This is a genomic window from Serinibacter salmoneus (assembly GCF_002563925.1).
GTDB classification, from domain to species: Bacteria; Actinomycetota; Actinomycetes; order Actinomycetales; family Beutenbergiaceae; genus Serinibacter; species Serinibacter salmoneus.
On sequence record NZ_PDJD01000001.1, the window covers coordinates 1,482,716 to 1,505,943 of the forward strand.

At 71.7% G+C, this 23,228-nt stretch carries 27 protein-coding genes; 3 read left to right on the plus strand and 24 right to left on the minus strand.

Translation table 11 applies throughout. The features are described from left to right. Positions 1-10 precede the first annotated feature (10 nt). The 9 genes from trpB to hisI all read right to left on the minus strand — a co-directional run bounded on the left by trpB (position 11) and on the right by hisI (position 6,626). Positions 11-1,330, minus strand: a complete 1,320-nt coding sequence (gene trpB / locus ATL40_RS06520; protein WP_098468830.1) for a tryptophan synthase subunit beta — start codon at positions 1,328-1,330, stop codon at positions 11-13. A gap of 92 nt (positions 1,331-1,422) precedes the next feature. Beyond that, positions 1,423-2,235: an indole-3-glycerol phosphate synthase TrpC gene (trpC, locus tag ATL40_RS06525; RefSeq protein WP_098468831.1), complete on the minus strand. Its 813-nt coding sequence runs from the start codon at positions 2,233-2,235 to the stop codon at positions 1,423-1,425. A 91-nt stretch (positions 2,236-2,326) separates the two neighbouring features. Beyond that, the gene (locus ATL40_RS06530; protein WP_098468832.1) at positions 2,327-2,761 is read right to left on the minus strand and encodes a DUF2752 domain-containing protein; all 435 of its coding nucleotides are present in this window, start codon (positions 2,759-2,761) and stop codon (positions 2,327-2,329) included. A gap of 1 nt (position 2,762) precedes the next feature. Then, positions 2,763-3,299, minus strand: coding sequence for a DUF4190 domain-containing protein (locus ATL40_RS06535; RefSeq protein WP_098468833.1), 537 nt, complete (start codon positions 3,297-3,299; stop codon positions 2,763-2,765). Positions 3,300-3,338: 39 nt separating this feature from the next. Beyond that, entirely contained in the window at positions 3,339-3,713 is a 375-nt protein-coding gene (locus ATL40_RS06540; protein ID WP_143556880.1) for a hypothetical protein, read from the minus strand. A gap of 5 nt (positions 3,714-3,718) precedes the next feature. Beyond that, the gene (locus ATL40_RS06545) at positions 3,719-4,012 is read right to left on the minus strand and encodes an HGxxPAAW family protein (RefSeq protein ID WP_098468835.1); all 294 of its coding nucleotides are present in this window, start codon (positions 4,010-4,012) and stop codon (positions 3,719-3,721) included. A 109-nt stretch (positions 4,013-4,121) separates the two neighbouring features. Then, positions 4,122-4,661, minus strand: a complete 540-nt coding sequence (locus tag ATL40_RS06550; protein WP_169925895.1) for a Trp biosynthesis-associated membrane protein — start codon at positions 4,659-4,661, stop codon at positions 4,122-4,124. Next, positions 4,658-6,211: an anthranilate synthase component I gene (locus tag ATL40_RS06555; protein ID WP_245866845.1), complete on the minus strand. Its 1,554-nt coding sequence runs from the start codon at positions 6,209-6,211 to the stop codon at positions 4,658-4,660. Before ATL40_RS06555 ends, ATL40_RS06550 begins: the two co-directional genes overlap by 4 nt. A gap of 10 nt (positions 6,212-6,221) precedes the next feature. Continuing rightward, positions 6,222-6,626 carry a phosphoribosyl-AMP cyclohydrolase gene (gene hisI, locus ATL40_RS06560; protein WP_098470338.1) on the minus strand — a complete coding sequence of 135 codons (405 nt, stop codon included), beginning with the start codon at positions 6,624-6,626 and terminating at the stop codon, positions 6,222-6,224. A gap of 74 nt (positions 6,627-6,700) precedes the next feature. Here hisI and ATL40_RS06565 point away from each other — a divergent pair, with 74 nt between their 5' ends. Continuing rightward, positions 6,701-7,342 (plus strand): maleylpyruvate isomerase family mycothiol-dependent enzyme, encoded by a 642-nt coding sequence (locus ATL40_RS06565; RefSeq protein WP_098468838.1) that lies wholly within the window; start codon positions 6,701-6,703, stop codon positions 7,340-7,342. 26 nt (positions 7,343-7,368) lie between these two features. Here ATL40_RS06565 and hisF read toward each other — a convergent pair whose 3' ends face one another. From hisF to ATL40_RS06635, 14 genes are all read right to left on the minus strand, one after another. Further along, a complete protein-coding gene (hisF, locus tag ATL40_RS06570; RefSeq protein WP_098468839.1) occupies positions 7,369-8,139 on the minus strand; it encodes an imidazole glycerol phosphate synthase subunit HisF in 771 nt (256 codons plus the stop codon). A gap of 55 nt (positions 8,140-8,194) precedes the next feature. Continuing rightward, a complete protein-coding gene (locus ATL40_RS06575; protein ID WP_098468840.1) occupies positions 8,195-9,076 on the minus strand; it encodes an FKBP-type peptidyl-prolyl cis-trans isomerase in 882 nt (293 codons plus the stop codon). Between the two features lie 13 nt (positions 9,077-9,089). Further along, on the minus strand, positions 9,090-10,469 hold the full coding sequence (pafA, locus tag ATL40_RS06580; RefSeq protein ID WP_098468841.1) for a Pup--protein ligase: 1,380 nt from the start codon (positions 10,467-10,469) through the stop codon (positions 9,090-9,092). Continuing rightward, the gene (prcA, locus tag ATL40_RS06585; RefSeq protein WP_098468842.1) at positions 10,466-11,170 is read right to left on the minus strand and encodes a proteasome subunit alpha; all 705 of its coding nucleotides are present in this window, start codon (positions 11,168-11,170) and stop codon (positions 10,466-10,468) included. Before prcA ends, pafA begins: the two co-directional genes overlap by 4 nt. Then, positions 11,167-11,973, minus strand: coding sequence for a proteasome subunit beta (prcB, locus tag ATL40_RS06590; protein ID WP_098470339.1), 807 nt, complete (start codon positions 11,971-11,973; stop codon positions 11,167-11,169). Before prcB ends, prcA begins: the two co-directional genes overlap by 4 nt. Before the next feature lie 29 nt (positions 11,974-12,002). Next, complete coding sequence (locus ATL40_RS06595) at positions 12,003-12,182, minus strand: ubiquitin-like protein Pup (RefSeq protein ID WP_098468843.1); 180 nt, start codon at positions 12,180-12,182, stop codon at positions 12,003-12,005. Positions 12,183-12,213: 31 nt separating this feature from the next. Then, the gene (dop, locus tag ATL40_RS06600) at positions 12,214-13,797 is read right to left on the minus strand and encodes a depupylase/deamidase Dop (RefSeq protein ID WP_281254886.1); all 1,584 of its coding nucleotides are present in this window, start codon (positions 13,795-13,797) and stop codon (positions 12,214-12,216) included. A 45-nt stretch (positions 13,798-13,842) separates the two neighbouring features. Then, positions 13,843-15,465, minus strand: coding sequence for a proteasome ATPase (gene arc / locus ATL40_RS06605; RefSeq protein ID WP_098468844.1), 1,623 nt, complete (start codon positions 15,463-15,465; stop codon positions 13,843-13,845). Continuing rightward, a complete protein-coding gene (locus tag ATL40_RS06610; RefSeq protein WP_245867212.1) occupies positions 15,452-16,525 on the minus strand; it encodes a tRNA (adenine-N1)-methyltransferase in 1,074 nt (357 codons plus the stop codon). Before ATL40_RS06610 ends, arc begins: the two co-directional genes overlap by 14 nt. A gap of 74 nt (positions 16,526-16,599) precedes the next feature. Beyond that, entirely contained in the window at positions 16,600-17,769 is a 1,170-nt protein-coding gene (locus ATL40_RS06615; RefSeq protein WP_098468846.1) for a site-2 protease family protein, read from the minus strand. Further along, the gene (locus ATL40_RS06620) at positions 17,766-18,431 is read right to left on the minus strand and encodes an HAD family hydrolase (RefSeq protein ID WP_098468847.1); all 666 of its coding nucleotides are present in this window, start codon (positions 18,429-18,431) and stop codon (positions 17,766-17,768) included. Before ATL40_RS06620 ends, ATL40_RS06615 begins: the two co-directional genes overlap by 4 nt. Beyond that, the gene (locus ATL40_RS06625) at positions 18,428-19,312 is read right to left on the minus strand and encodes a PAC2 family protein (protein WP_098468848.1); all 885 of its coding nucleotides are present in this window, start codon (positions 19,310-19,312) and stop codon (positions 18,428-18,430) included. Before ATL40_RS06625 ends, ATL40_RS06620 begins: the two co-directional genes overlap by 4 nt. 9 nt (positions 19,313-19,321) lie before the next feature. Continuing rightward, positions 19,322-20,632, minus strand: coding sequence for a cysteine--1-D-myo-inosityl 2-amino-2-deoxy-alpha-D-glucopyranoside ligase (gene mshC, locus ATL40_RS06630; protein WP_098468849.1), 1,311 nt, complete (start codon positions 20,630-20,632; stop codon positions 19,322-19,324). Between the two features lie 47 nt (positions 20,633-20,679). Then, entirely contained in the window at positions 20,680-21,549 is an 870-nt protein-coding gene (locus tag ATL40_RS06635; protein ID WP_098468850.1) for an undecaprenyl-diphosphate phosphatase, read from the minus strand. A 40-nt stretch (positions 21,550-21,589) separates the two neighbouring features. Between ATL40_RS06635 and ATL40_RS06640 the strand changes: the two genes are divergently transcribed. Continuing rightward, on the plus strand, positions 21,590-22,555 hold the full coding sequence (locus ATL40_RS06640) for an aldo/keto reductase (protein ID WP_098470341.1): 966 nt from the start codon (positions 21,590-21,592) through the stop codon (positions 22,553-22,555). A gap of 38 nt (positions 22,556-22,593) precedes the next feature. Here ATL40_RS06640 and ATL40_RS06645 read toward each other — a convergent pair whose 3' ends face one another. Then, positions 22,594-22,890, minus strand: coding sequence for a DNA primase (locus ATL40_RS06645; protein ID WP_098468851.1), 297 nt, complete (start codon positions 22,888-22,890; stop codon positions 22,594-22,596). A 71-nt stretch (positions 22,891-22,961) separates the two neighbouring features. On the opposite strand from ATL40_RS06645, the gene ATL40_RS06650 reads away from it, so the two are divergent. Continuing rightward, entirely contained in the window at positions 22,962-23,216 is a 255-nt protein-coding gene (locus ATL40_RS06650; protein WP_245866849.1) for a DUF5703 family protein, read from the plus strand. The last annotated feature ends 12 nt before the right edge of the window (positions 23,217-23,228 follow it).

Genomic DNA, 23,228 nt, shown 5'->3' on the forward strand with positions numbered 1-23,228 from the left:
CTGGGGGCGGTCACTCGGTCTCTCCCGTCTCGAGGTAGCCGAACCAACGTCCGGCAGTCTCCACGTCCTTGTCTCCGCGTCCGGAGAGGTTGATCAGCACGATCCTGTCCGTGGCCGGCGCGGAGGAGTTCGGCTGCGCCGGGCCCAGTCGCAGCGCGCCCGCCAGGGCGTGGGCCGACTCCAGCGCCGGGATGATCCCCTCGGTGCGGCACAGCAACTGGAAGGCCGCCATTGCCTCCTCGTCCGTGACCGGCTCATATCGCGCGCGGCCCGTCTCGTGGAGCCAGGCGTGCTCGGGACCGACGCTGGGGTAGTCCAGTCCGGCGGAGATGGAATGGGTGGGCCTGGTCTGGCCGTCCTCGTCCTGGAGCACATAGGACCTCGCCCCCTGCAGGACCCCCGGGGAGCCACCGGAGAAGCGCGAGGCGTGCTCCCCCGAGGAGATCCCGTGTCCGCCCGCCTCGAATCCCACGAGGTCCACGCCGGGGTCGTCGAGGAACGCGTTGAAGATCCCCATGGCATTGGAGCCACCGCCCACACAGGCGGCGACGACGTCCGGCAACCGTCCGGTCCGCTCGAGCACCTGCGCGCGGGCCTCCTCACCGATCACGCGGTGGAAGTCGCGGACCATCTGGGGGAAGGGATGGGGCCCGGTCACGGTGCCGAGCAGGTAGTGGGTGTTCTCCACGTTCGCGACCCAGTCGCGGAAGGCCTCGTTGATCGCGTCCTTGAGGGTGCGGGAGCCGATCGTCACCGGCACCACCTCGGCGCCCAGCAGCCGCATGCGGGCCACGTTGAGCGCCTGCCGGCGGGTGTCCTCCTCGCCCATGTAGACCGTGCACTCCATCCCCATGAGGGCGGCAGCGGTGGCCGTGGCCACCCCGTGCTGACCGGCACCGGTCTCCGCGATGAGCCGGGTCTTGCCGAGGCGCTTGACCAGCAGCGCCTGGCCGAGGACGTTGTTGATCTTGTGCGAACCCGTGTGGTTGAGGTCCTCGCGCTTGAGGAACACCCGCACGCCCGATCCCACATGGGCGGCGAACCGGGGCACCTCGGTCAACGGTGAGGGCCGCCCGGTGTAGTCCCGGTGCAGCGCCGCGAGCTCGCGCGCGAACTGCGGATCGGTGCCCGCCTTCTCCCAGGCGTCGGTGAGCTCGTCCAGCGCGGCGATGAGCGCCTCGGGCACGTAGCGGCCACCGTAGGCCCCGAAGTACGGTCCGGCGACGTCCGCGAGCGGTGTCTCTCGGTGAGCGTCGCGCGCGGGGGCCGATCGTGTGCTGATCGTGCTGGGATCGGGGGCAGTGGGGGGCGTGGGCTCGAAGTCGGACATCAGTCTTTCCTGGGCGTCGGAGCGGACGGTGCGCGGGGCGTGGCCCGCCTCGATACCCGGTGTGGGACCGGGCGCCGGCGGGATCGCGGCGGTCAGGGACGGGTGGAGCGCAACGAGGGGTGGGAGCCGGCCGCGACCAACTCGGCCACGGCGGCTCGGGGGTCGGCGGAGCGCACGAGGCTCTCCCCCACCAGGACGGCATCAGCACCGGAGCGGGCGTAGTCCCGCACGTCGCGTGCGTCCCGCACCCCCGACTCCGCGATCTTCGCGACATGCTCGGGCAGCACGCGGACCACCTCCTCGAAGGTGCGCCGATCCACCTGCAGGGTGTGCAGGTTACGCGCGTTGATTCCCACGATGTGGGCGCCGGCGTCGACAGCGCGCTGTGCCTCACCCTGGTCGTGCGCCTCGACCAAGGCCGTCATGCCCAGGGAGTGGACGCGTTCCACCAGCGAGGTGAGCACGCTCTGCTCCAAGGCCGCCACGATGAGCAGGACCAGATCGGCTCCGTGCGCTCTGGCCTCCCAGACCTGGTAGGGGGTGACCACGAAGTCCTTGCGGAGCATGGGGATGTCGATCCGAGCGCGCACCTGATCGAAGTCGGCGAGAGAGCCGAGGAAGCGGCGCTCCTCGGTGAGCACGCTGACCGCGCACGCCCCTCCGGACTCGTAGGCCTCACCGAGCGCGGCAGGGTCCGGGATCGGGGCCAGGGGTCCCTTGCTCGGGCTGGCGCGTTTGATCTCCGCGATCACCTGCACGCCGTCGTCGTTCTTCAACCGGCCGAGGCAGGAGATCGCCGGGTGTGCTCTGCCCGCGCGTTCCTTCAGGTCCTCCAGCGTGACGCGCTCCTGGCGCGCCGCGACGTCCTCGCGCACACCGGCAACGATGTCCTCCAACACTGTCACGCTGTGTCCTCCCGATCGACCCCGTGCTCCCAGGCTAATGCCCCGCGCGGCAGGTCGGGACCACGGACCCGTGGCACCGGCGAGAGCGGACTCACCCGGCCGCGGGCTGGGCGAGAGGTCCCAGGTACGGCACCAGCAGTGGCACGTTGCGCAGCACCCAGAAACCGATGACCGCCACGCCGAGCGTGACCACCGCACCCGCGGGAGGCTCCCAGGGCTCACGACCCGCCCTCGCATCCAGGGCCCAGCGGATCACGGCGGCGGCCACCGCGACCAGGCCCACCACCACCAGCGGGTTGTAGGCCCACGCCGTGGCGAGATCACCGTGCAGGAGGGAGTCCACCGCGCGCAGTCCGCCGCATCCGGGGCAGACCAGGCCGATCAGCAGACTCGGGCAGGTCACGTAGTGGTGCTCGCTCGGCGCCGCGAGCACCACCAGCGCCACTCCCCCCGCCAGGAGCGCACCGAAGGACCAGGCCTGCGCCCTCGCGGCACGGCCATGGGCCGACGGCGCACCCCGGGTCATCTCAACCCACGAGCTGGTTCATCAGTTCGGCGTACTCGGGGGTGGTCATCACCCAGAGCAGGTAGCCCACGCCCACGAGGGCCCCGAGCACACTCAGGACCAGTCCGGTGATCGCCATGGTCCGGTTGCTCGCGAGGCCACGGCGCGCAGCGGAGACACCCATGGCGCCCGTGATGATGCCCGCGAGTCCGATCGTGGCGGCCACCAAGGTGGTACAGAACAGCACGAGGCTGGCGATCCCCAGCGCCAGCGACCAGATGCCGAGGGCGTTGCGCTCCTTGCCCGTGCGGTACGGGTCGAACCCACCACCGCCTCCGCGCCCCGAGTACCCCGGCGGCGTGCCGTACGGGGTGGGAGGGGCGGCGTAGTTCGGTGATGCGGAGTAGTTCGGCGGTGCGGCGTAACCCGGCGGCGTGCCGTAGGGGTCCTGCGGGGTCCCGCTCGTACCAGGAGGGCTGCCCCAGGCGCCCGAGGCGGGCGGCTGCTGCCCCTCGGGCAGGCGCGCTCCGTAGCGTGGTTCGTCCGGGGGATTGCTCACTGCTGCTCCTGTCTCGTTACTGCTGCCCACCCAGCGTAGTCACGCGACGAGCGCGATCACGCCCGCCTGGCAGCCGAGGGCGAACAGCGAGAAGGCCAGGGACCACGCCCGGTCCCGGACACCCCGTGGGCCCACTGCGGCCCGTCCGGCGAGCACCACGCCGGGCACCGCGAGCGGGACGAACCCGATCAGGGTCGCGAGCACCGCGGTCACCATGACCCACGGTGACGTGCTCACCAGCGGACGGGACACCAGCTCCCGGATCCACACCACCCGCTCACGCGAGCGCGGTGGTGGGTCGACGGGCAGGTCGTCCGCAGCCACGGGCACCGCTCGCGGCTCGCCCAGGAAGGGCTCCGGGGTGCCGTATGCGGGCACCTCCGGGTGCTCCCTCGCGCGGGAACGGCGCGCCATGGGGACTAGGAGGCGATGTGGTCCGCGCCCGCGCGATCCACCCGGTGCGGTGCGGGTTGTCCGAGCCCTGCCGCGCGCAGCGCGCCACCCACGACGAGTGAGAGGACACCGACCACGATGCCGGCCCACCACACGGGTGTGAGGTGGGCGACGAGTCCCACCCCGACGATCGTGGCAGCGAGCATCAGCCCGTAGCACACGAGCCAACCCGCGGTCGTCTTGCCCTCGTTGTGGAAGGGCACGTACTGCGGGATGGCGTCGCCGCCCTCCGAGACGAGCATCAGGGACTTCTCACTCACGTGCCGACCTCCGGGTGTGGGGCTGTTGCGCCCGCCGTGCATCTCCTGCCCCCACCCTACTGTGTACCGGCGACCCGACGCCGACCGGCGGGCTCCGCGCGGCACCGCTCTACGCGGTCGGGTCCTGCCCGCGCGAGAGCGAGTCCCAGTCGTCAGCGGGCGTGTGCGACCCACGGGCGTCGCGCTCGTACCGGGCTCCCCGCGCGGCGGACGCAGGCACAGCCAGCAGGCCTGCCACCGTGAGGGTCAGCAGCACACCCACCACGAGAAAGGCGACCGGCCACACCGTGGTGGTGACGGCGCCCGACACCTGCGCCACGCCCGTGGCCTGCGCGGCCGCGGAGGCCAGCGCCGCGTGCGGATCACGCCAGGCCAGGACACCCGCGACCACCAGGGACAGCGCGGCCAGGACCATGACCCCCGTCACCACCCGCGCGAGGGCGCCGTGCACCAACAGGAGCGCCGCCAGACCCGCACCGAGCACCAACACCAGCGCCCCGAGCACGGGGGACGCCTCGAAACCGGAGGCCGAGACCACGATGGTGCCGGTCGCGGCATCCACCGGAGCCGAGAACCACGTCGCGGCTGCGCCGGCCGCGGCGAGCGCGGCGAGCAGCAGCACCGCGCCCAGCAGCCGCAGCCGCGTCACTCGGGCACGTCCCGGTCCGCCAACCGGCCGGCGAGATCGACCGCGGCGATCACCGCGGCGGCCTTGTTGCGGCACTCCTCGAACTCGGCGCTCGGCTGGGAATCCGCCACGATCCCCGCACCGGACTGCACGTGGGCAGTTCCGCGCGCGATGATCGCGGTGCGGATCGCGATCGCCATGTCCAGGTTCCCGGCCAGGTCGACGTAGCCGACAGTGCCGCCGTAGACGCCGCGGCGTGTCGGCTCGAGCTCCGCGATCAACTGCACCGCACGAGGCTTGGGGGCTCCGCTCAAGGTCCCTGCCGGGAAGGTCGCCGTCAGGGCGTCCAGCGCTCCCGCGTCCGGGCGCATCTGGCCGGTGACGGTCGAGCAGATGTGCATGATGTGCGAGAAGCGTTTGATGTCCATGAACTCGCTCACGGCCACGGTTCCCGCACGAGCGACCTTTGCCAGGTCGTTGCGGCCGAGGTCGACCAGCATCAGGTGCTCGGAGCCCTCCTTGGGATCGGCCAGCAGTTCCTCGGCGAGTTCCGCGTCCTGCGCGGCGTCCTTCCCACGGGGCCGGGACCCGGCGATCGGGTAGGTCATGACCTCCTGACCCTCGACCCGCGCCAGGGTCTCGGGGCTGGAACCCACCACCGCGAAGGGTCTCCCCTCGGCATCCTCCAGGTGCACGCAGTACATGTAGGGACTCGGGTTGAGTGCCCGCAGCGCACGGTAGACGTCGATCGGCTCGGCTGCGCACTCCACGTCGAACCGCTGGGAGAGGACCACCTGGAACACGTCACCGTCGCGGATGTGCTCCTTGGCCCGCTCCACGGCGTCCTCGTACTCCTCGCGGGTGGAACGTGCACGCACGCGCGGTGCCGGGGCCGTGGGGTCCTCACGCATGGTGCCGCCTGGCACCGGGCGCGTGAGCGCCGCCGTCATGTCCTCCAGGCGACCCACCGCGCGGCGGTGGGCATCCCCGATCCCACCCGGCAGCCCGTCGGCGTTGATTGCGTTCGAGATCAACCACACCAAGCCGCTGTGGTGGTCCACCACCGCGAGGTCCTCCACCAGTGCCAGGGACAGATCGGGCAGGCCGAGCTCGTCCTGCCCGGTCGGGGTCAGGGTCGGCTCCCAGTACCGGATCGCGTCCCACCCGATGGCGCCCACGAAACCGCTCGTCAGCGGCGGGAGCCCCGCGATCGGTTCCGTACGCAGGGCGGCAAGGGCGTGATCGAGGACCTCGAGCGGATTCCCCTGGTGCCGCAACCCCCGGGGCACGTCGCCCCGCCAGGCGGCCTCGCCGTCGCGAGCGGTGAGCAGCGCCCGGGAGGCCACTCCGATGAAGCTGTAGCGACCACCCGAGCCCTCACTCGTGGCCGACTCGAGGATGAACGTGCCAGGCCTGCCCTGGGCGAGCGCGCGGTAGATCCCCACGGGCGTGAGGGCATCGGCGAGCAGGCGGCGCACCACCGGCACCACGCGGTGATCGCGGCCGAGGTCGCGGAACTCCGACAGGGTGGGCCAGATGGCGCCGCTGGGAAGATCCGCAGGAAACTCCACGCTCGGCGCCTCAGCCACGGGACGGCTCCGGCAGCGACGTCACGGCGGGCAGCTCGCCGCCCGCATCGAAGCAGGAGAGGGCACCCGTGTGACAGGCCGCGCCGACCTGCGCCACCCGCACGAGGAGCGCATCGCCGTCGCAGTCGATCTCCAGACCACGCACGTACTGTGCGTGACCGGAGGTGTCACCCTTGCGCCAGTACTCCTGCCGGGAGCGGCTCCAGAACACCACCCGGCCCTCCGCGAGGGTCCGGCGCAACGCTTCGTCGTCCATCCAACCGAGCATGAGGACCCTGTCGGTCGAGTGGTCCTGCACGATGGCCGCGACGAGGCCGTCCGCATCCCTCTTGAGCCTGGAGGCGATCGTGGGCGCGAGGACCGGTGCGGCGGGTGTGTCGGGTCGGGATTGGCTCACCACGTCATCCTGCCACGCGGCCACCCACCGCCGACCGCTCGGCACGGGCCTGGCGGGCGGGTGAGGATAGGGCCATGGACCACGACGACCCGGACACCACCCCACGCATCCGGCTGGCGGCGGCGCTCGCCGCCGTGACGCCCCACTCGCCCACGTTGTGCGAGGGCTGGCAGGCGCGGCACCTCGCCGCCCACGTGATGCTGCGGGAGCGCGCACCGCATCGGGTCGTCGCCGACCTGCTGCGCCGTGCCCCGGTGACGGGTGGTCACCTGGGGGCGGTGGCCGACGACGCGGCGGAGCTGCCCGGGTACACCCGGCTCGTGGAGGAGATCACCCAGGGCCCCTGGCGGTTCTCACCGATGGCCACGCGGGCCGCGACCCTGACGGAGTTCCTGGTGCACGAGCAGGATGTGCGTCGAGGCGAGGCCCTGCCCTCCTCGCCCACGCGCCTGGGACCCCGCGTATCCGCGTCCGTGTGGCGGTCCTGCCTCGCGATGGCACGGATGCGGCTGCTGCGTCACCGGGACGGCCATGGCCTGGTGCTGGTCACACCCGAGGGTCCTCGTGCCGTGGTGCGCCGCGGCGCCACCTCGGCGGTGCTGACCGGTGAACCGGTCGAACTACTCCTTGCGCTGTGGGGGCGCGGTGAGGCCAGTCTCACGCAGTGGAGTGGCGACGGTGAGGCCGTGGCCGCGCTGTCGGGGGCGCTGAGGTAGGGCCGGCCCGGCGTGGTGGCCGCGACTCAGCGCACGGGGTGACCCGCGCGCGCCAGGGCCTCCTTCACCTCGGCTATCCCCAGCGTGGCGAAGTGGAATACGCTCGCCGCCAGGACGGCGTCGGCGCCTGCGTCCGCTGCCTCCACGAAGTGCTGCACCGTGCCCGCGCCGCCGCTGGCGATCAGCGGCACGTCGACCTCGGCGCGGACCTCACGCAGCATGGGCAGATCGAACCCGTCCGTGGTGCCGTCCGCGTCGATCGAGTTCAGCAGCACCTCCCCGGCGCCGCGGTCAGCCGCCTCCGCGGCCCAGGCGACCGCGTCCATCCCGGTGCCGCGCCGGCCCCCGTGCGTCGTGACCTCGTACCCGGACGGCGTGACGGCACCGTCCCGGCAGCGACGGGCGTCCACCGAGACCACCACCACCTGATTCCCGAAGCGGCGGGCGATCTCGGTGATCACCTCGGGGCGGGCGATCGCCGCCGTGTTGATCCCCACCTTGTCGGCGCCGGCCCGCAGCAGACGCTCCACGTCCGCCACGCCACGCACCCCGCCGCCGACGGTGAGCGGCACGAAGACCTGCTCGGCTGCACTCGTGACCGTCTCGACTGTCGTCGCCCGGTCCGAGCTGGAGGCGCTGACGTCCAGGAACGTGACCTCGTCGGCGCCGTCGGCGTCGTAACGGCGCGCGAGTTCGACCGGGTCGCCAGCATCTCGCAGCCCCACGAACCGCACTCCCTTGACCACCCGACCGGCGTCGACGTCCAGGCACGGGATCACACGCAGGGCGACGCTCATGATGACCAGAGTAGTCGCGCCACCCGCGCCGCCGCGCTCACCCGCGCCTGCGGCGTCACCCGGCCTCCTCGGCCTCGGTCGTCTCGGCGCTGGGGGTCGCCGAGGGCAGCACCACCCCGGATGCCGCCAGGATGTCCACGACGTACACGACCGTCTCGTCGAACCCCTCCGCCGGCGGGGTGACGACCAGCACACGCGAGCCGACGGTCTGCTCCACCAGCCCCGCGCTGAGCCCGGGCGGGAGCTCGGTCAGCGCGACCTCGCGGGGCGGCTGGCCCCAGGTGTCGTCCAGGACCTCGCCGTCGGACCACCCGATCGCGCGGAGCCCCACGATGACCGTGGCGTCCGAGGCGACCTGTGTCCCTTCGCCCTTGAGGAGGACGGAGGTGGTCACCTCGGCCGGCTCCACCGCGTCCTGGACCGAGACGGCGGGTCCCTCCTCCTCGACCGTGACGGTCGGCATCCCTGCCACCGGGTCACGCGGCACTCCGGTGGCCGTGGTCGGCAGGACGTCCACCACGAGCACGTGCGGATCCGGCCGCTCGGCGGTCCCGAGCTCCACGCGCATGAGGCGCGACCCCTCGGTTGCGCCGTCCAGCAGGTCGAACAGCGGTTCGCCGAGATCCTCCTCGGTCAGCGACCGGATCTCGGGCAGGGTCTCGTAGGTGTCCGCGGCCACCTCGCTCGTGACGGCGTTCACCGCGCGGTAGTGCAGCAGGAGCGGCGCACCCTCCTCGACGGCCGGCCCGTCCCCGGTCATCAAGGTCGAGGTGAGGGACTCGGTCACCTCCAGGTTCTCCGGCACCGTGATGGAAGGTCGCTGGCCCCACTCCCCGGCGACCTCGACCGTGGCGGCCGGCTCGGGCTCGGGCTCCTCCGGGCTGCAGCCGGTCAGGAACAGGGCCACGGCGAGGACGAGGGTGCCCGGAGTCTTCATGCTGCCATTGTGCCTAGGTCGCCTGCATGTTCTCGATGAGCCGATCCACACGCTCGTCGTGGGATCGGAACGGGTCCGAGCACAGCACGGTCCGCTGCGCGGCATCGTTCACCTTCAGGTGGACCCAGTCCACCGTGTGATCGCGGCGGGCCTCCTGGGCCGCCCGAACGAACGCCCCACGCAGGCGCGCACGCGTGGTCTGAGGCGGGATGTTGCGGGCCGTCTCGAGTTCCTCGTCGGTGGTGATCCGCTGCACGAGACCCCGCGCGGTGAGCGAGGCGAACAGGCCCGAGGTCGGGGAGATGTCGTGGTAGGCGAGCTGGAGCCGCGCGACGCGCGGATCGTCCAGGCCGATCCCGTGGCGCGCCCGGTACCGCTCGATCAGGCGCTCCTTGATGGCCCAGTCGAGTTCCGTCTCCACGAGGGAGTGATCGCCGGTCTCGACGGCGCGCAGTCCACGTTCCCACAGTTGCAGTACCCAGGCGGTGCTCGCGGAGTCATCGCCCGTGCGATCGACGAAGGCCTGGGCGCGTTCGAGCAGATCCCGTTGGATCTCGATCGCCGTCGTCGTGCCACCGGAGGCTCGCCGCACCTCGGCCCGGCCCGTCAGGTCGTGACTGATGTCCCGAATGGCACGCACCGGGTTCTCCAGCGCGCTCTCACGCAGGCTGACGCCGTGCTCGAGCATCCGCAGCACCAGGTCGGTCGTCCCGAGTTTCAGCATGGTGGTCGGTTCGGCCATGGAGGAGTCCCCCACGATGACGTGCAGCCGCCGGTACGCCTCGGCATCGGCGTGCGGCTCGTCACGGGTGTTGATGATGGGACGCGATCGGGTGGTGGCCGAGGACACCGACTCCCAGATGTGGTCGGCGCGCTGCGAGAAGACGTACCTCGGTCCGCGGGGACCCTCCTGAACGTGCCCGGCCCCGGTGAGGATCTGACGGGTCACGAAGAACGGGACGAGCACCTCGGCGGTCCGGGCGAAGTCCGCGCGGCGGCGCAGCAGGTAGTTCTCGTGGCACCCGAAGGAGTTGCCCACGGAGTCCACGTTGTTGCGCAGCAGGTGGATGGTTCCCGGCAGCCCCTCGGCTGCCATCCGAGCGTTCGCGTCCTGCGCGAGGGAGTCCAGGATCCGCTGCCCCGCACCGTCCTGGACCACAGCGTCCCGGATCGAGTCGCACTCAGCGGTGGCGTACTCGGGGTGGCTGCCCACGTCGAGGTACAGGCGGGCGCCGTTGCGCAGGAACACGTTGCTGGAGCGCCCCCAGGCGACCACCGTGCGGAAGAGGTAGCGCGCGGCTTCGTCCGCGCTCATCCCCTGCCCGGCAGAGGTCGCGCACGTGATGCCGTACTCGGTCTCGAGCCCGAAGATCCGGCGGTCGGCCTCACTCACGGCTGCTCGCCGCCCGCCGGGTCCAGTGCGCCCGCGAGGTCGGCCTCCGCCAGACGCCGGAACGCCCGGCGCGGACCGGAGCGGCCCAGCACGGCCACCTCCAGTTCGCCCGTCGGCGGTGTGTCGTGGTCGGCACCGACGGCCAGCGCGGCCAGCGCGCCGCGCAGCGCCGCAGGCAACGCCGCGTCCGGCGACCAGGAGGAGGCGAGGTGATCGGTGCGCTGCTCCGCATCGCCCCCGATCACCACGTAGCCGGGTGTCTCCGTGAGCGACCCGTCGAAGGAGAGCCGGTAGATCTGGTCGTGGGCCACGTCCTGCGCCACCTCCGCCACCACGAGTTCGACCTCGAACGGCTTGGCCTCCTGGGTGAAGACGGTCGCCAGGGTACGCGCGTAGCTGGTGGCCAGGCCCCGCACGTTCACGTCCGCGCGGTCGTAGGTGTAGCCGCGAAGGTCCGCGTAGCGGATCCCCGCCACCCGCAGCGACTCGAACTCGTGGTACTTGCCGACTGCGGCGAAAGCGATCCGGTCATAGATCTCGCTCACCTTGTGCAGCGCGCGGGAGGGATTGTGGGTCGCGAACAGGATGCCGCCGGCGTAGGACATCACCACGACCGAACGCCCCCGCGCGATGCCCTGGCGTGCGAAGTCCGCGCGGTCCTGCATGAACTGCTCGGGCGCGACGTAGAACGGCATGCTCATTCCCGGCCCGCCTCCGTCCGCAACCGCGAGATCTCAGCGACGTGGCCTGCGAGATCGCCGTCGGCCACCCGGCGGTACCCGGCGGCGTCCACCACCGCGACCACGGGGAAGATGCCCCGTGTCAGGTCCACGCCGCCGGTGGCCGAATCGTCCTCCGCGGCGTCCATCAGGGCCGCCACGGCCGCGGCAATCGCCCAGGAGGCATCGCCGTCGGCCCGGTAGGTCGCCTTGAGGCTCCCGCGCGCGAATGGGGAACCGGAGCCGATCGCGTGATAACGGCGCTCGGTGTACCGACCGCCCACGGCGTCGAAGGAGTACAGGCTCGCCGTGGCACGCGCGGCATCGAATCCCGCCAGGAGCGGCAGTGCCAGGAGCCCGTGCGCAGCGGCCAGCGGCAGGTTCCCACGCACGAGATGTGCGAGCCGGTTCGCCTTGCCCTCCAGCGAGAGCGTCGTGCCCTCGATCTTCTCGTAGTGCTCGAGTTCGAGCTGGAACAATCGCACCAGCTCCAGGCCCACACCCGCGGCGCCGGCGATGCCCACGGCGCTGTGGTCGTCGGCAGGGAAGACCTTCTCGATCTCGTGATGGGCGATGTGGGTGCCGCTCGTGGCGCGCCGGTCCCCCGCCATCACCACGCCCCCGGGATAGGTGAGCGCCACGATCGTGGTGGCGTGGGGGGCAAGTGGGGGGGCGCCCATCTCGCCGCCCTCGCCCGCTCGGGGTTCACGCGCCCAGGCCAGCAGGCGGTCCGGTGCCTGATCCCGGACCAGGTCGAGGAAGGACGCTGCGCCGTCCGCCCACATCCGGTGCGCGCCCGGTGGGTCGGTGCGGGTCACTGCCCGCCCTTCTGGACGAAGCCCTTCACGAACGACTCGGCGTTCGTCTCCAGCACGTCGTCGATCTCGTCCAGCAGATCGTCCACCGCCTGGGTCGAGACCTGGTGGCTGGGGACGGGCTGCTCGCCGTCGTCGGGCTCCCCGGGCGGGGTGACGTGTTCCTGTGACTGTGCCACGGGCTACCTCCTTGGCGTCTCGTGCTCGATCTTAGGCGTGATCCTCGCGCGCCGTCGGTGTGACGCCCAGTGCGGCCAGGAACTGCGCGGCATCCTGCGCGCCCGTCAGCGCCTCACCCACCAGGTCGCGGGTGCCGCGGTGTGGATCCGGCATCGGCAGGCGCAGGAGCGTGGCCTGCCCCGGCAGGTCGAAGACCACGCCGTCCCAGCCCGCAGCCACCACGGCACGCGGGAATCGGCGGACCGCTTCCCCGCGCAGCCAGGCCCGGGTACTAGCCGGGGGCGTGAGCATGGCACGCGTCACCTCCTCGGGTGTCACGAGAGTGCGAACGGCGCCCGAGGCGCGCAGTCGGGCGTAGATGCCGCGCTCTGGCCGCACATCGGACCACTGCAGGTCCACTGCCTGGACCTTGGGGTGGTCCCACGTCAGTGCGTGGCGCGCCCGAAGGCCCTCCAACACGCGGAGCTTGGCGAGCCACTCCACCTCCGCCGCAGCCGCGTCGCGGTCCTCCCGCAACAGGTCCAGGACCCGCCGCCATGTCCGGAGCACCTCTCGCTCGTCCTCGTCGAGGTCCTCGCCCAGTGCCTGCTCGACCCCCTCGAGGTAGGCCCGCTGGATCTCCCAGGCCGTGAGGTCCCGCCCCGCCATCAGTTCCAGGCCCCGCTCCAGGGTGAGGTCACGGGAGACCTCCCGGACGGCGGCCACCGGATCCGCCAGGGTGAGCCCCTCCCACCCCAGCGGCACCTCGCCACCGCGTTCCGCCTCCTCCAGCACGCGCAGCACCAGGGCGGTCGTGCCGACCTTCAGGTAGGTCGCCACCTCGAGACAGTTGGCATCGCCGATGATGACGTGCAGTCGGCGGTAGCGTCGCGGATCGGCGTGCGGCTCGTCACGAGTGTTGATGATCGGTCGGCGCAGCGTGGTCTCCAGGCCCACCTCGGCCTCGATGTAGTCCGCGCGCTGCGAGAGTTGGAACCCGGCCTCGTCCCCCGCCTGTCCCAGACCCACGCGACCCGCACCCACCATGATCGGTCGGGTGACCAGGAACGGGGTGAGGTGCCGCACGAGGTCGTCGAACGGCACCGCGCGGTCCACCAGGTAGTTCTCGTGCGTGCCGTAGGAGGCGCCCTTGCCGTCGACGTTGTTCTTGTACAGCGCGATGTCGGGCGTGTGGGGCGACGCCGCCAGCGTGCGCACCGCGCGCAGCATGACCTCCTCCCCCGCGCGGTCCCAGAGCACGGCATCGCGCGCGGTGGTGACCTCGGGGCCGGAGTACTCCGGATGCGCGTGGTCCACGTACAGCCGCGCGCCATTGGTCAGCAACACGTTGGTGACATTCGGCTCCATGTCACGGCGGGCGCGGCGCTGGATCTCACCGTCCTGCCCGATGCTGGAGTCGGTGAGTTGACTCGCGTGCGCGTCCTGGCGTGCCAGGTGCCACCCGCGTGCGTCCGCCAGGGGATCCTCGCTCTCGTAGCTCCAGCGCACCCCGGGCGCGACCCCGTCCCCCTGGGCGTACGCGGCGACCACCAGCGCGGAGGCGGTCATGGCGTTCACCCGGGAGTCGGGCGCGCCGAGAACCCCGTACTCCGTCTCGATTCCGATCACAGGCACGGCCACCAGCCTAGGGTGCTCCGGCAGAGCCGGCAGGCTGCGGGACTACAGGTACTGGCCGGGATTAGCGGCCGTCTCGACGGCGCGCGGGGCCTGGGAGCCGGCGCTCTTCTTCTGCACGATCGTGCGGATGAAGACGATGCGCTCGCCCTTGCGGCCGGACACGCGGGCCCAGTCGTCCGGGTTCGTCGTGTTCGGCAGGTCCTCGTTCTCGTGGAACTCCGCCGCGACACCGTCCAACAGGTGCTGGACGCTGATCCCCCGCGGCCCTCCCTGCAGGAGCGCCTTGATCGCTGACTTCTTGGCGCGGTCGACGACATTGCGGATCATGGCTCCCGAGGCGAAGTCCTTGAAGAACAACACCTCTCGATCGCCACTGGCGTAGGTGACCTCGAGGAACTCGTTCTCGGGGCCGGTGTGGTACATCCGCTCCACCGTGGCCTCGACCATGCCGGCCACGGCCCGTGCGGCGTCGCCCCCGTGCCGAGCGAGGTCATCGGGGTGCAGCGGCAGGTTCTCGGTGAGGTACTTGCCGAAGATGTCCTTCGCGGCCACGGCGTCGGGACGCTCGATCTTGATCTTCACGTCCAGGCGTCCCGGGCGCAGGATCGCGGGGTCGATCATGTCCTCCCGGTTGGAGGCCCCGATCACGATCACGTTCTCCAGCCGCTCCACGCCGTCGATCTCCGCAAGCAGTTGCGGCACGACCGTGGTCTCCACATCCGAGGAGATGCCGGTGCCGCGGGTGCGGAACAGTGACTCCATCTCGTCGAAGAACACCACCACGGGCACGCCCTGGGAGGCGCGTTCGCGGGCGCGCGAGAAGATCAGGCGGATGTGCCGCTCGGTCTCGCCGACGAACTTGTTCAACAGTTCCGGACCCTTGACGTTGAGGAAGGCCGACCGGACCGCCTCGGCGCCGGCACGCTCGCCCGCACGCCGCGCGAGCGACGCCGCCACCGCCTTGGCGATCAGGGTCTTCCCGCATCCCGGCGGGCCGTACAGCAACAGCCCCTTGGGCGGGGTCAGACCGTGGTCACGGAAGACCTCCGGGTGACCGAAGGGGAGTTCCACGGCGTCACGGATCGCCTCGATCTGGTCGGCGAGTCCCCCCACGTCGGTGAACTCGACGTCGGGAACCTCCTCCAGCACGAGTTCCTCGACCTCGGAGCGTGGAATGCGCTCGAGCACGAAGCCCGCGCGCTGATCGAGCGTGAGGGCGTCCCCCACCCGCACACTGCCGTCGCGCAGCGTGCCGGCCAGCCGCACCACACGTTCCTCGTCGCCGCGGCCGACCACGAGCGCGCGGTCGGATCCCAGCAACTCCTTGACGGTGACGATCTCCCCCACGTCGTCCACCCCGCCCACGGCGACCAGCGCCATGGACTCGTTCAACCGCACCTGGTCCCCCGGCCGCAGGGACGCGAGATCGACCGCGGGTGAGACCGGCACACGCATGGTGCGGCCGGCGGAGACGACATCCGCGGTCTCCTCCTCGCCTGCGGCGAGGAACACCGCGTAGCTGCCCGGGGGGCGGGTCAGCTGCTCGACCTTCTCCTTCAACTCGGCGAGTTCGGCGCGGGCCTTCATCAGCACCGCGGTCAGTCGCTGGTTGCGCTCGGCGAGCGAGGCCGCCTCCCGCCGCAGCGCGTCGTCATCCGGCGTCATCACTGCTCCTGTCTGCCGTGTCCTCAGCGTAGTCCGTGCTCGCCAACGAGGCCTGGGCACCACGGTTCATGGCGCCGGCGACCTTCGCGGCCTTGCGTGCCTTCTTCGCGGTGACGTCCCGCTCGACGCCCTCGCCGTCCCAGTCGTCCTGGATCTGAACCCGCGCGGCATCCCGCGCGAGCGCCTCCTGTTCGTCTGCGTCCATCGTGGTCAGCGAACGCGCCGGGCGCCGCCTGCGGATGGGCGCCTCGAACCCGGGCGCCATCCGCCGTGCGGCGAGCAGGAAGCCGGTGTGACCGACCATCCGGTGCTCCGGGCGCACCGCGAGGCCCTCGGTGTGCCACTCCCGCACCATCGTCTCACTCCCGACCGGCTCCGTGAAGCGGCCGTCCTCCTTCAGGTCCTCCGCCACTCGGGACAACTGCGTGGTGGTCGCGACGTAGGCGACCAGGACCCCGCCGGGGGCCAGGGCATGAGCGACCGCATCGATGTTCTCCCAGGGGGCGAGCATGTCCAACACGATCCGGTCGACGGACCCGGGCTCCTGCGCCAGCAACACGTCCTGCGCATCACCGACCCGCAGTTCCCATGCGGGATGCTCGGTGCCGAACAATGCCCCCACGTTCTCCCGTGCGATCGCGGCGAAGTCCTCCCGGCGCTCGGCGGAGATCACGCGGCCGGTCTCCCCGACGGCGCGCAGCAGCGACATCGTCAGCGCCCCCGAGCCCACCCCTGCCTCGAACACGACCGCGCCGGGGAAGACATCCGCCACGGAGATGATCTGGGCCGAGTCCTTCGGGTAGATCGGGGTGGCACCACGAGGCATGGACAGCACGTGATCCGACAGCAGCGGCCGCAACGCCAGGTACGCCACCCCGTGGGTGGTCTCGATGACCGTGCCCTCCGGCCGCCCCACCAACTCCGAGTGCCGGAAGTACCCCCGGTGGGTCTGGAACGAGCCGTCCGGGCTCAGCAGGATCGTGGTCGGCTTCCCCCGGGGATCGGTGAGCTGCACGCGATCGCCGTAACGCAGTGGGCCGCGGCGCAGGTCGGCGCCGATCGCGGCCGCCCGCCGCTGCTGCTGCTCGGTCGCCTGCTCGGTGTCGTTCGTGTCGCCTGTCACGGGCGTCGAGCCTATCGGCCCGCGGCGCCCTGATCGCCGAGCGCACGCACGACGTCCTCACGCCACACCGTACCGAGCACCCCGTGCGCCCCCGTCACCACCGCGACGTCACCGCCCGCGAGCGCACGGGAGATCTCGGCGAGGGCGTCGGCGCCGCGCAACGAGCGCACGCCGGCGCTGGGCACCCGCCGCACCACGGACGCCACCGTGAGACCGGCACGAGCCTGCGGTGGGATCGCCGCGAGCGCGTCGGCGTCCAGGATGCCCACCACCGCGCCGTCACCGTCCACGACCACCGTGAGCCCGACGCTCATCCCCCACGGGATGGGGGGCAGCGCACCGAGGGAGCCCTCGCCCTCCCCCCGCTGGCCCGGTAGGGGATCCTCGGTGGTCATGACGGCCGCGGGACGCAGGAAGGGCCGAAGGTCGAAGCCGCGGGCCGCCTGGCGGGCGCGGCCCACCCTGATCGACCGGGTGGCGGAGGTCCACAGCACCACGGCGATGAGGACGAGCCACACGCTCCAGACGATCTCGGCTGCGCCGCGCACGGCGGACGCCACCACGGCGCCCAGGGTCAGCACCGCAAGGAGGCGGCCCACCCAGCCGACGATCACCATGGCCCGGCCGCGCTCACCGGTCGCTCCCCAGATCACGGCCTCCAGCAGGTGCCCGCCGTCCAACGGCGGGACGGGGAGCAGGTTGAGGACGGCGAGGACCACGTTCGCGTACACCAGGGAGGCAAGGATGACCCCGGCCACCTCCGGCAGGGGCGCCTGCAGCACGAGCCACCCGAGGCCGGCCAGGGCGAGGTTGCTCACCGGGCCGGCCGCGGAGACGGCAGCCGAGGCGCCCGGCCGGTCCAGTGCGGTGAACGTGGTGTGCCCTCCCCAGAAGGTCAGGGTGTAGGCCCGGACCTCGATGCCGCACCACCGGGCCACGGTGCCGTGGGCCAGCTCGTGCACCAGCACGGAGCCGAGGAAGAGCACGGCGAACGCGATCGAGGCGAGGATCGGCGCGCCTCCCCCGGGCGCCAGCGTCATCAGGTCGCTCATCCCGGGTGCGACCAGGACGGCCAGCACCACCGCGGCGATCAGCAGCCCACCCGAGAGGTAGATCGGTGCGCCGCCGAACGAGCCGACCCGCAGGCCTGGCCGCCGCGATGGCGACGAGGGTCCGCTCACGGCGCCGCAGCCACGAGTTGGTGCAGCGAGATCCCCTCGAGGCTGCTCAGGAGCGAGAGTCCCGGCGCGGGCGCGATCTCGTGCAGCAGGGGGACGGCGATGGTGCGAGCACCGGAGGCGAGTGCGGCCGCGGTGCCGGTCACGGAGTCCTCCACGGCGATGCACGCTCGGATGTCGACCCCGAGCAGGTCCGCGGCGCGCAGGTATGCCTCCGGGTCCGGTTTGCCCCGCTGCACCATGTCGCCCGCCACGATCACCGACACCACCCCGGGACCGAGCGCCGTGGTCACCAGCTCCGCCTGCCTGCGATAGGACATCGTCACGATGGCCTGCGGCACACCGGCAGCGGCCGCCTCGCTGAGCAGGGCGTGAGCACCCGGGCGCCACGGAGGGCCCTGCTGCGCGACGGCGTCCATCACCTCACCGACCAGGCGGTCCGCGATCTGGGGGATCTCCAGGGGAAGGCCGCGTTCCCGGAACAGCGCGGCGCTCCACGTGATCGGCTTCCCGACCAGTTGGTGCGCGTCCTGCTCGGTCCAGGGCAGGTCGAACTCGTGCATCATCCGCATCTCGGCGGCGATCCACAGGGGTTCGGTGTCCACCAGGGTGCCGTCCAGGTCCCACAACAGCGCCGCGGGGAGCGTGGACGGTGCCTCGGTCACTTGCCGCCCCCGCCCGGGCCGGGCGGTCCGCCCCGACCCGGTCCACCGGGGCCACCCGGACCGCCGGGATCGCGGCGGCGCAGGTATCTCTCGAACTCCTGCGCGATCGCCTCACCCGAGGCCTCGGGGAGTTCCGCGGTGTCCTTCGCTTCCTCGAGCTGGTGCACGTACTCGGCGACCTCGGGATCCTCCTCCGCGAGTTCGTCGACTCCGCGTTCCCACGCCCGCGCGAGGTCCTCGAGCTCCCCGGTGGGCAGCGGCTCGCCGACGACGTCCTCGAGCGCGCCGAGAACCGCCAGGGTCGCCTTCGGCGATGGCGGCTGGGAGACGTAGTGCGGCACCGCTGCCCACACCGACATGGCGCGCATCCCCTCCTGGGAGGCCGAGTGCGTCAGCACGGAGATGATCCCTACCGGCCCCGCGTACTCCGAGGACTCCAGGCCCAGTGAGGCCGCCAGGGCCGCGTCCTCCGTGGTGGTCTGCACCGGGATCGGGCGCGAGTGCGGGACGTCGGCCAACAGCGCACCCACGCCGACCAGCGCCGAGGGTTGCGCGCCGCGCACGATCGAGAGCAACTCGCTGCAGTAGGTACGCCACCGCATCGAGGGCTCGATGCCCTGGATCAGCAGGAGCCGCCGGCCCCGCGGTGAGGTGGTGGCGCTGACGCGGGTCGCGGGCCAGGTCAGGCTCGCTCCACCGCCGGAGCGGGACAGGACGGGCCGCGCCACCTGGAAGTCGTAGTAGTCCTCGGGATCGAGGGCGGCGAGGGGCGTGGCGCCCCACTCCTGGGCGATCATCGAGATGGCCTCGCTCGCAGCGCTCCCGGCATCGTTCCAGCCCTCGAAGGCCGCCAGCACGATCGGTGCTTCCCGTGACGTCACCGCTCTAGCCTACGAGGCATCCGACCTGCCCACCTGAGCTGTGGGCGCAGCCAGGTCCACACCCAGCAGGGCGTCGATACCGGCGGCGGCGAGTGCGGCGTCCTCGGCTGCTCCGGAACGCGGCGCTCCCTCCAGCGCGGCCCGCGCCCAGGCATCCACCGCGCGCAGTGCCCGTGGCGCGTCCAGGTCGTCCGCGAGCGCGGTACGCAGCTGCGCCAGTAGGGGCGCCGCCTCCCCCGCCCCGGCCGCAGACGTGGCGGCGCGCCACATTGCGAGGCGATCGGCGGCGTCGATCAGCTCACCCTCGGTGAACTCCCACGCCTGGGCGTAGTGGTGAGCGAGCAGGGCAAGTCGGATCGCCATCGGGTCGGCACCCTGGTCCCGCAACCTGGAGACCAGCACGAGGTTGCCGCGGGACTTGCTCATCTTGTGCCCCTGGTACCCGACCAGACCCACGTGCAGGTGAGCCGAGACCGGCGCGGGAGCGGCGGTCAGCATCCGCAGGTGACTCGCCGACATCTCGTGGTGCGGGAAACGCAGGTCATCGCCGCCACCGCAGACCGTGATCGGTGCCCCGAGGGTCATGGCCGCGATGGTGGCGCACTCGACGTGCCAGCCCGGGCGGCCCCACCCGAGCTCATCACCCGGCCAGGACGGTTCCCCCGCGCGGGCGGCGCGCCACAGCAGCGGATCCAGCGGCGAACGCTTCCCGGGTCGCTCCGGGTCGCCGCCCCGCTCGCCGAACTGCTGCGTGCGGGCCTGCTGGGTGCGGGCCTCGGGGTCCAGCATCGTCTCCCCGAACCGGCGGTCGGCTGACAGATCGGCGTACACATCGCCCGCACCCTCACCCGATGCGTCCGCCGGCACGCGGTAGGCGTGGCCGTCCGCGAGGAGACGCGAGACGGTGCGCACCACATCCGGAACCGTCTCGACCGCCCCGAGGTAGTGCTCGGGCGGGATGATGCGCAGCGCCGCCATGTCGGAGCGGAACAGGTCGATCTGGGAGTGGGCGAGGTCGCGCCAGTCCACTCCGGTGGCCTCCGCGCGCTCCAGCAGCGGTTCGTCCACATCGGTGACGTTCTGGGCGTAGGAGACCTCGAGCCCGGCGTCGCGCCACGCCCGGTTGAGCAGGTCGAAGGTCAGGTAGGTGAAGGCGTGCCCCAGGTGGGTCGCGTCGTAGGGGGTGATCCCGCACACGTAGAGGCTGGCGCGCTCCGGCCCGCCGACGGGTCGCACGTCGCCGTCCTCGGATCGCCGCAGGTGCACTCGCTCGGTGCCGGGGGGCAGGGTGGGGATGGCGGGGGCTGTCCAGGATCGCACCCCAGGAGCCTACCCACGCGATCGGGAGAGTTGTCGAACCCGCGGTGCTACGCCGTCGGGCTGATCGTGCCGGTCCCGATGAGGACCAGGATCCCCGCGGCCACCACGATGCGATAGATCACGAACGGCAGGAAGGTGCGGGTGGTGATGTACCGCAGGAACCACACGATCACGGTGAAGCCGACCACGAAGGCGACGAGGGTCGCGATGGCGGTCGCGCCCGCGCTCACCTCCAGGGCCGTGTCCTGGTGACCACCGATCGCCTTCGCGAGTTGGTAGAAGCCCGAGGCGAGGACCGCGGGCACGGCGAGCAGGAAGGAGTAGCGGGCGGCGGCCTCGCGGGTGTAGCCCATGGCGAGTCCGGCCGTGATCGTGCCGCCGGAGCGGGAGACGCCTGGAATGAGCGCCATCGCCTGGGCGAACCCGTACAGGATGCCGTCGCGCCCGTTGAGCTTGTCCAGTTCCTTGGTGCGGCGCCCGAACCGATCGGCGGCCCAGAGCAACAGGGCGAAGAAGGCGAGGGTGAAGGCCGTGAACCGCAGGTCGCGCAGTGTGGACTCGATCTGGTCCTCGAAGAGCACGCCGAGCAGGGCGATCGGGATCGAGCCGACGATGATCAGCCACCCCATCCGTGCGTCCGGGTCCGCCAGGCGCAGCGGGTTGCGCCACCGACCGCCCTCCCGCAGCAGCGGAAGGGTTGCCCACCAGCGCCGGATCACCTGAACGATGGTGTGCCGGAAGTAGATCAGGACGGCTGCCTCCGTCCCGATCTGGGTCACGGCTGTGAAGGTCGCTCCCACATCCTGGCCGTCCAGCATCAGGGCACCCACGATCCGCAGGTGCGCGCTGGAGGAGACGGGGAGGAACTCGGTCAGGCCCTGGACGAGGCCGAGGATCACGGCTTCCCACCAATTCACGGAGCCAGACTACGTGGCGTGGGGCACGTACGCTGACCGGATGCAGCCACGACGATCCGGATCCAGCGGACTGAGCGTGTCACCCGTGGGTCTCGGGACGATGACCTGGGGGCGGGATACCGACCGCCATGAGGCAGCCGACCTGATGCGGCTGTTCCTGGACGCCGGAGGATCCCTGCTCGACACGGCCTCCAGTGACGGGTCGGGGGCAGCCGAGGAGGTAGTCGGCGACCTGCTCTCCGGCGAGATCAGCCGTCGTGAGGTGGTCCTGTGCGGGAAGTCCGGGGTACGTCACGGCGCCGAGGGGATCTCGATCAGCGCGGCCCGGGGCGCGCTGCTCGACGACCTGGACGCCACACTCGCCCGGTTGCGCACCGACCACCTGGACCTGTGGCTGGTGCAGGCCCCTGACGGCGTCACCCCGGCGGAGGAGACCGTCAGCGCGCTGTGCGACGCCGTGCGCAGCGGTCGCACCCGGTACGTCGGGCTCGCCAACCATGCGGGCTGGGAGACGGCGCAACGGGCGGTCCTGGCGCGCCAGGCCGGAGTACCACTGGCCGCTGCGCAGGTGGAGTACTCCCTCCTGCAGCGCGGCGCTGAGCGCGAGGTCATCCCGGCGGCGCAGGGCCTCGGCCTCGGCGTGATCGGGTGGTCCGGACTCGGTCGAGGCGTGCTGACCGGGAAGTATCGCCGGGTGCGGCCCGCGGACTCCCGGGCGGCCTCACCGCACCTGCGGGCGTTCGTGGAGCCCTACCTGACCGACGATGCCGCACGCGTCGTCGAGGCGGTGGCGACGGCGGCCGACGGGCTGGGATGCACGCCCGCGCAGGTGGCGCTCGCGTGGGCGCGGCAGGCTCCGGGCATCACCAGCGTGCTGATCGGACCGCGGGCCCCAGGACAACTGGCGCAGGCGCTGGAGGCGCTGGACCTGGTCCTCCCCCAGCAGATCCGCGACGTGCTGGACGAGGTCACGCAGCCAGCGCTGGGCTACCCCGAACGTCGCTGAAGGTCGCACTCCCTCCTCGGGGACGTCAGCCCTCGCCGTCATTCCTCGTCGTCGAGATCGAGTTCCTCGAGGTCGTCGTCGAGGTCGTCGTAGTCCTCATCGTCCTCATCGTCCTCGAGGTCGTCCTCGTCCTCGTCGTCGTACACGTCGAAGGGCGTGTCGACCTGGTAGGCCGTGAACAGCGCATCGTCGTAGACGTCGAAGGCGTCGGCAAGCAGGTTCGCAGCCCGCTCCACGGCGTCCGAATCGGGGTCGCGAGTCGTGCGCGCGGCCTCGAGGTGGGACTCGAAGGCCGCCACGAGGCGGTCAAGGGCAGCGCGCGGGTCAGTGGCCATACCTGAACGGTAGCGCGACCTGGGGCACAATGGCACCGCATCACGCTGGGGCTTCATCGGGAGGAGCACGGATGACCGACGCGGCGCGTCAGGCGCAGGACCACGGGGTCTCGAATGCGATCGCCTCGGGCAGCGCCGCCCGACGTACCTACGAGTTCCGCGTCGTCACCCTCCCCCGCAGTGCCAGTCGGGGCGATGTGCGCCGCCTGCTCACCGACGAGGCGGAGTACGGTCGCTGGGAGCTCGCGCGCACGGTCCACTACCTGGGTGGGCAGCGCAAGGTATGGTTGCGCCGTCGGGTCCTTCGGGTGGCCGCCACGCTCTGACCCTGGGCCTGC